This is a genomic window from Gammaproteobacteria bacterium, from assembly GCA_028819075.1.
GTDB lineage: Bacteria > Gemmatimonadota > Gemmatimonadetes > Longimicrobiales > Gaopeijiaceae > BD2-11.
Window position 1 is genome coordinate 256,136 of the sequence record JAPPMM010000049.1, and the last position, 7,330, is coordinate 263,465.

The following is a 7,330-nucleotide window of genomic DNA, read 5'->3' on the forward strand; positions in this document are numbered from 1 at the left end:
CGGAACGCGGCCTAGGGAAGCCCGAGCGCGATGAGCTCGGGCGGATGCTCTCTGCCGCCGATGGCCACGACGATGAACTGCTTCCCGTCGTGCATGTACGACATGGGGCCTCCCGTCGTACCCGCGTCCAACTCGATCTCCCGGACCACGTCTCCCGTGGCCTTGTCCCAGGCGCGGAAGCTCCTGCCCCACATGTTCGCCTGGACGCCCCCGAACACTCCCTGGCCTCCTTCGCCCATGAACAGGAGCGTCTTCGTGACGAGCGCCACGGGCCGGCTGGCGACGCCGAGCGGCGGGACGTCCGTACCGCGGAGAGCGGGGTGATCTCTCGGGCCATCCCCGTTCGCCTTCATCCAGACGTGCTCGCCCCGGTGCATGTCGATCGCCGTGATCCGGCCCCACGGCGGCTTCGTGATCGGCAGCCCGTCGATGTAGGGCGCGTCCCGGTTCGGGCTCCAGTACTCCATCTCCGACGTCGGGTCGGTGGCCTTCACGAGACGGTACACGCGCGGGATCGTGTGCGCGAACGCGTAGTACATGCCGGTTTCGGGATCGAACGCGCCCGTGTTCCAGTTTCCCGCCCCCCACGATCCGGGCACCATCAGCGTTCCCTTCTTGCCGCCCGGTTCCTCGCTTACCAGCGACGGCGGGGTGAAGATCGGGCCGAGGACGAACGAGTCGGCCACCGCGCGCGCCCGCTCCCGGAGCTCCGGAAATTCGATGAGGTCGTCGAGGGTGAGGCCGTGCCTGGCGAACGGCGCCGGCTTGGTGGGAAATGGCTGCGTTGCGGAGGTGTGCTCGCCCGGAACCGTGGACTGGGGCACGGGACGCTCCTCGATCGGCCATACCGGCTCGCCGGTCACTCGGTCGAAGACGTAGAGGAAGCCCGTCTTGCTCGGCTGCATGACGGCCTGGATGCGGCGACCGTCCACCACGATCTCGCCCAGCGTCGGCGGACCCACGGTGTCGTACTCCCACACGTCGTGGTGCACCATCTGGAAGTGCCATACCCGCTCCCCTGTCGCGACGTCGATCGCCACCAGGCTGTTGGAGAACAGGTTGTCGCCCGGACGATGGCCCCCGTAGTAGGCGGCGGTCGGCGCCGAGAAGGGCACGAACACGAAACCGAACTCCTCGTCCGCGCTGAGGCAGCACCATGCGCCGAGGTCGCCGGATTCCTTCCATGAATCGTTGCCCCAGGTGTCGACGCCGAACTCGCCCTCCCGCGGCACGACGTTGAAGGTCCAGAGCAGCTCGCCGCTGCGCACGTCGTATCCGCGCAGGTTCTCGGGCGCGCTCCCCTTCCAGCGCATCCCCGAGTCGCCCGCCCCGTCCACCACGCCCGCGACCACGATGACGTCGTTCACAACGATGGGACCGGAACTCCAGCTGAACCGCTCGGCCGAGGCCGGAACCAGGTCGACCCTCCCGCCATCGCCGAAATCGTGACGGGCGTGGCCGGTTGCCGGGTCGAGGGCGTAGAGAAAGCCGCCGCGCACGTGGATCAGGCGCCGGTCGGAGCCGTCGGTCCAGTAATCCATCCCCCGTGAGGACCGGCCCCGGGCCTCCTCGATCGTCCGCGGAAACGGCTGCTGGATCCACAGGGTCTCGCCGGTCGCCGGATCGAAGGCCTCCGCCAGACCGACACCGTTGGGAGCATAAAGCACGCCGTCGATGAAGATCGGCGTCGCCCGGAGGTAGCCCGACACCCCTAGGTCCGGGAAAGAGGCCGTCAGGGCGGGATCGACCGCGGGGCGCCGCCAGAGGATCTCCAGGTCCCCGACATTGTCACGCGTGATCTGATCGAGAGGGGCGTATCTCGTGAAGGCCTTATCGGCGCCGAAGTAGGCCCAGTCGGCGGGATCGGCGTCGCCGCCGCCGACACGGGGCTCGCAGGCCCCGAGCCACGCCACGAGCGCGAGCGAGCCCGCTCCGATCGAACGCAGACGAGTTGGCATGAGCGCTTCCTCGGGTTCTGGTCTTGCTTGACACCGGTTTTGGGCCGGAGGAGTTTGCATGAAACTACACCGTCCGCCATGCCGCGCGACTCGAGAAACCGGAGAGGCCATGTCCACGAGTGAGGATCGCGATCTCGGCATGCACCGGGACATCACCCGGCGCGACTTCGTCAACGGGGTCGGGGTTGCCGTCACCGGCTCCCTCATCGCGCCGGGATGGCTGTCGGCCCTCGAAGGCCGGCCCTTCGGCGGCCCGCAGGAGTACTATCCGCCCGCCCTCACGGGAATGCGCGGGAGCCATGCGGGCTCCTTCGAGGTGGCCCACCAGCTCCGGGACGGGATCACCTGGAGCGATGCCGCCGACACGCGCGAGAGCTATGACCTCGTGGTGGTCGGCGCGGGCCTGAGCGGACTCTCCGCGGCGTACTTCTTCCTGACATCGGCCGGCCCCGGCGCGCGCGTGCTCGTGCTCGACAACCATGACGACTTCGGGGGCCACGCCAAGCGGAACGAGTTCACGTACGGGGGCCGCACGCTCCTCCTGAACGGCGGGACCTCGAACCTGGAGTCCGTGAACCACTACAGCACGGTCTCGCGGACGCTGCTCTCGGCCATCGGCCTGGACCTGGACAGGGCGCAGGCGGCGAGCGCCGGAAGCCGGGAGTTCTACCGCTCTCTGGGGCTCGGCAGCGCCACGTTTTTCGCGAAGGAAGTATTCGGCGAGGATCGGCTGGTGATGGGGCGGCCTGGGGGGAACCGTGCAAGCGACTGGGCCGACTGGCTGGCCCGGACCCCGCTGTCCGCGGACGCGCGCAGGGATATCGCGCGACTCAACGACTGGAACTCGAACCCCGACTACATGCCGGAACTCCCGGACTGGGAGAAGAAGGAGCGGCTGGCCAGGATGAGCTACCGCGACTTCCTCCTCGATGTCGCGAAGGTGCATCCCGACGTCATTCCCTTCTACGACGACAGGCCCAAGGGGCTCTTCTGCGTGGGCATCGATGCCTATCCCGCGCTCTACGCCTGGGCCGAGCGCTATCCCGGGTTCCAGGGGATGAACCTCGAGCCCTTCTCCCCGGTGGGGCCCCTCACGCACATCGGGGGAGGACAGCACGGCCGCGAGACTGAATGGGACGGAGGACCCACCATCGATCTTCCGGACGGAAACGCGACGCTGGCGCGGCTGCTGGTCCGGGCCATGATCCCCGACGCGCTTCCGGGGTCCACGCTCGAGGACTCGATCACGTCGCGCCTCGCGTACGACCGGCTCGACCGGGAAGGCTCCGATGCCCGCATCCGACTCAACAGCACGGTCGTGTCCGCCCGCCACCTGGGCGATCCCGACTCGGCCCGCGAGGTCGAGATCACCTACGTGCGCGGGGGCAGGGCCGAGAAGGTCCGCGCCGATCACTGCGTGATGGCGTGCTACAACCGGGTCATTCCGCACCTCGTGCCGGAGATGCCCGAAGCACAGCGGGCGGCGCTCATGTACGGCGTCAAGATGCCGATCGTCTACACCAGCGTCCTCGTCCGCCGGTGGACCGCATTCACCAACCTGGGCATCTCACGGGCGAACTCCCCCGGCATGTACCACACCGGAGTCAACCTGGGCCGGTCGGTGCAACTGGGCGACTACGAGCCCAACCGATCGCCCGACGGGCCGATGGTCCTGCACATGACCCGGACGCCCTGCGCTCCCGGCGAGCCGAAGAAGGAGCAGCACCGCATTGGACGGGCGGACCTCCTGGCCACGACCTTCGAGACCTTCGAGCGCAAGATCAGGGATCAGTTGGGCCGCATGCTCGCGGACGGGGGCTTCGATCCGGCGCGCGACATCGAGGCGATCACCGTCAACCGCTGGCCGCACGGCTACGCCTACAGCTACGACACCCTGAACGATCCCATCGAGTGGGCGCTCTTCGCCCCCGACGATCGGCCCTGCGTGATCGGCAGCCGTCGCTTCGGACGGATCTCGATCGCGAACTCCGATGCCGCCGCCACCCCGCACACGGACGCGGCCATCGACGAGGCGTATCGAGCGGCCGGGGAGCAGCTGGTGGTTCGGAGCCGGGCCCGGACTCGGACCTCCGGCTTCGAATCCAATGGGCCTGGGTAGATTCGAACTACCGACCTCACGCTTATCAGATGTCTCTCAGAGGGCGTGAAATCTAGGCAAGAAATCGTCTAAGTTCAACTAGGACTGCACGATCTGCCCTTCTTGCCGTGAAGCCATGATCGGGCCTGTCGTGCTCGAATTGCGGGAAAACCGGGTCAAATAGCAGGAATTTGGCGGGGCTGTTGACGCGATCTGCGATCCCGTCATCTTGCCCAGCGACTGCTGGGAAGAGACGCTATCGGTTCGGTCCGTACCCACGGGTCTTGATTTCACCGCCAACGCCGTACCCGGGGCTAAGGTCCACTGCGTTCGTCGCGTTCGTCATCGGGTCGCCCAGGAGGAGCGGTTGGAACTCCCCGACTTGGCGTTCCTCCATCGTGTTTCCAGGCACGCGCGCCAACGGGCAGGGATTTCGAGCCTCCTGCCTGCTAGGTAGCGGAGCATCCCGAGAGGGGTCGTCGGCTCCGCGACGACTTGGCGACCCACTCAGCAGACCGCCCCCTGCCGTTTCTCGCGCGGGCCTGCCGCATGGTTTCGTGCTATCATTACCTATGACCAACGGCCTGACGTTCACCGGATCGGCAGCGACATCTCGGGCGCCGCGGACGATGTGCTCCGCGATGGGACGGTCATCCGTTCCGGACTCAGATCGAGTCCGTCACCCACTTGTCCAAAAGGTAGGATTTGGAGACAACGGGAGATGCGAATGCCGGGCTGGAGTGAGTTTCGTGGCTGGATGGCATTCGACGAGTTGTCCGAGGACGACGGCGTGACGCGCGCGTTCACGATCGGCTACCGCTTGACCGACGATCGCGACGACCCTTGGACGGCCCGCTTCAATGCGTTCAAGGAGAAAGAGCGCGCCGCCCTCCGCGGCGGAGCAGCGATGATGCGGGATGCTGTTCCCCGTCTCGTCGGAGGTCTCGTCGAGGATCATGGACTCGATACCTCGAAGACCGTCTTCGTCCCGGCGTTATCATCAGGGGAGACGGTCGCGTCCCCCGCCGGCGTACTGTGGCGCTTGACACGGTTCTGCGCCAGTTGGGCGGGGGTGGGATTCGCCGGGGATCGGATCACGAAGAAGGCGCACGAGAAACTCCACCTGCAAACCGATGCCGCCAGCAGGAGGTCCATTCTGGCCGCCGCCGATTTCAGGTCGGCACAGATGCATGCCGACAACGTCCTGATTCTCGACGACTTCATCACGAGCGGTAACACGATGTCGCACCTTGCAGGAGCCATCCTGAAACGCAACCCCGGGCTCAGGGTCTTCGCTGTCGCGCTTGGAAAGACGGAACGAACTCGCTACTGGCACGAGAGGTTCGGAGTAGACATCTCGAACGAGCATGTGCCGCCTGAGTGGGAGAGGAGTTGGCTGAATGGAACGTGATGTCGCCGGCGCGTCGCTGACCGCAGTCTCGATACTCGCGCTCATGAAGCTGAAACGCGTTGGGCGGGCGAGTGCCTTGGCCATCGTCGATCGGCCGATCAACGAAACAGAACCCGAGAGTTGCCGCGAAGCCCTTTTGGACCGCATCCGCGCGCGGCTGCCCCGCGTTCGGTCTGCAGCGATCTCGGATGCTTGGGCGTGGAGCGAGGAACAGCTGCACCGAGGCTCCGAGTTCGGCGTGCACGCCATCTCATTCCACGATGAAGAGTATCCCGCCCGTCTGCGAAAGATCTCCGATCCACCGGCCCTGCTGTTCGTGAAGGGGAATGTGCAGGGCCTGCACGCATCGAGGGCCTTGGCGGTGGTGGGGACTCGGAGGCCAACGCCGAACGGCGAGGAACTGGCTCTGCGATCAGGGCGCATAGCCGTCCAAAGCGGCTATGCGATCATCAGCGGCTTGGCTCTTGGATGCGACACGTTGGCGCACGAGGGGTGCCTTGAGGCGGGAGGCATCGGCGTGGCGGTTCTGGCCCACGGACTGGACAGAGTCTACCCAGCCGCGAATCGCGATCTGGCGGACCGACTCCTGGACACCGGAGGTTGCCTGACCAGCGAGTATCCGGTGGGAATGCCGCCGACACGCTCAGCGTTCGCCCAGCGTGACCGGATCCAAAGTGGACTGTCCGACGGCGTGCTCGTCATCGAGACGGATATCAGAGGCGGGACGATGCACACCGTGCGCTTCGCCCTCGAACAGAAACGGGCGCTCGCTTGCATCCACCTCGACCACCGGGAACGCTTTCATTCGGAAGTGACGACCCAGGGCAACCGGAAGCTCGTCAAGCAACGGCACGCGCAACCGATTGGGAATCGCTCGGCACTCATCGAGTTCCTGGACGACCTGCGGCTTGCGAATGCGACGCAGCCTGCTCCAAAGCCCGCGGCCGTCATCCGCGAGACGCAGACATTGTTCGGATTCTAGCGTGATCATCTTCGATTTCGATCTTACACTCGTCGACACGAACCCCGTGGAGCCATTGCGGGCGGCCCGAAAATGGAACTTGGTCATGGCTCGGCTTCCGACGCTGGAAGTATACGACGGCGTGCATGAACTCCTCGTCGACCTTGCCGCGAGAGGCCAGGCGCTTGCGATCGTCACCAACAGTCCAGACATGGTCCCCCGGTATTTCGTACGTCAGCACGGGTGGCCGAATCGACATCGTGATCGGTTACCACCAGGTGAGAAGGCGAAAGCCGGACCCGCAACCGCTTGTTCTCGCCATGCGCAAGGCCGGCAGCCAACGGGGCGAGACGTTTCACGTCGGGGATCACCCCGACGACACGGAAGCCGCCCGACGGGCTGGCATCGTGGCGATAGGGGCGGCGTGGGGATCGGCAGATGTCGAGCTTCTCATAGCATCAGATCCCGATCACCTGTTCACGTCAATCCAAGAGTGCCGGGAATTCCTGCTGGCGTCGCTGGCGCGCCGCTGCCTTTGAGTGAACGATCAGGCTTCCCCCGCCGCTACACCCGCCTCGGGTGTGCGAAATAATCGGTCCACGGGTTTCACGCCAAGTCTGACGTGGGCGATTGAGCAGAGTGATCCGGCTGGACGCGGGTCAGTCAGGCGGCCGACGGAGCTGCTCCCCGCCTGCCCATCAGCCTAAGCCTCTTAGAGACCTTTAGCCCGGACTTTCGTCGTTGAGTCAGCCACCGCGCCGACCCTGACTCGCGGTACACCGACTTCGCCGGCCAGCGTAGACCGTCAGGGGTAGTGCGATGATCGCTGTCGAGATGGCCAGCAAGGGCCGGGTGTCAGGTGATTACCGTATGTGGACGCCCGGAAATGGGCGAGTACGGAT

The 7,330-nt window shown here is 65.8% G+C and carries 4 protein-coding genes; 2 read left to right on the plus strand and 2 right to left on the minus strand.

The features are described from left to right. Window positions 1-11: 11 nt before the first annotated feature. Window positions 12-1,958 (minus strand): PQQ-binding-like beta-propeller repeat protein, encoded by a 1,947-nt coding sequence (locus OXU32_14140; GenBank protein ID MDE0075093.1) that lies wholly within the window; start codon window positions 1,956-1,958, stop codon window positions 12-14. A gap of 109 nt (window positions 1,959-2,067) precedes the next feature. On the opposite strand from OXU32_14140, the gene OXU32_14145 reads away from it, so the two are divergent. Together OXU32_14145 and OXU32_14150 are read left to right on the plus strand one after the other, a co-directional pair. After that, window positions 2,068-4,077, plus strand: a complete 2,010-nt coding sequence (locus OXU32_14145; protein MDE0075094.1) for an NAD(P)-binding protein — start codon at window positions 2,068-2,070, stop codon at window positions 4,075-4,077. Window positions 4,078-4,813: 736 nt separating this feature from the next. Continuing rightward, on the plus strand, window positions 4,814-5,467 hold the full coding sequence (locus tag OXU32_14150) for a phosphoribosyltransferase (GenBank protein ID MDE0075095.1): 654 nt from the start codon (window positions 4,814-4,816) through the stop codon (window positions 5,465-5,467). Window positions 5,468-6,110: 643 nt separating this feature from the next. Here OXU32_14150 and OXU32_14155 read toward each other — a convergent pair. Then, entirely contained in the window at window positions 6,111-6,536 is a 426-nt protein-coding gene (locus tag OXU32_14155; GenBank protein ID MDE0075096.1) for a hypothetical protein, read from the minus strand. Between the last annotated feature and the right edge of the window lie 794 nt (window positions 6,537-7,330).

Coding starts and splice junctions, on each gene's coding strand:
- OXU32_14140 (MDE0075093.1), bottom strand. CDS start 1,958: ATGCCAACTCGTCTGCGTTCGATCGGAGCGGGCTCGCTCGCGCTCGTG.
- OXU32_14145 (MDE0075094.1), top strand. CDS start 2,068: ATGTCCACGAGTGAGGATCGCGATCTCGGCATGCACCGGGACATCACC.
- OXU32_14150 (MDE0075095.1), top strand. CDS start 4,814: ATGGCATTCGACGAGTTGTCCGAGGACGACGGCGTGACGCGCGCGTTC.
- OXU32_14155 (MDE0075096.1), bottom strand. CDS start 6,536: ATGACCAAGTTCCATTTTCGGGCCGCCCGCAATGGCTCCACGGGGTTC.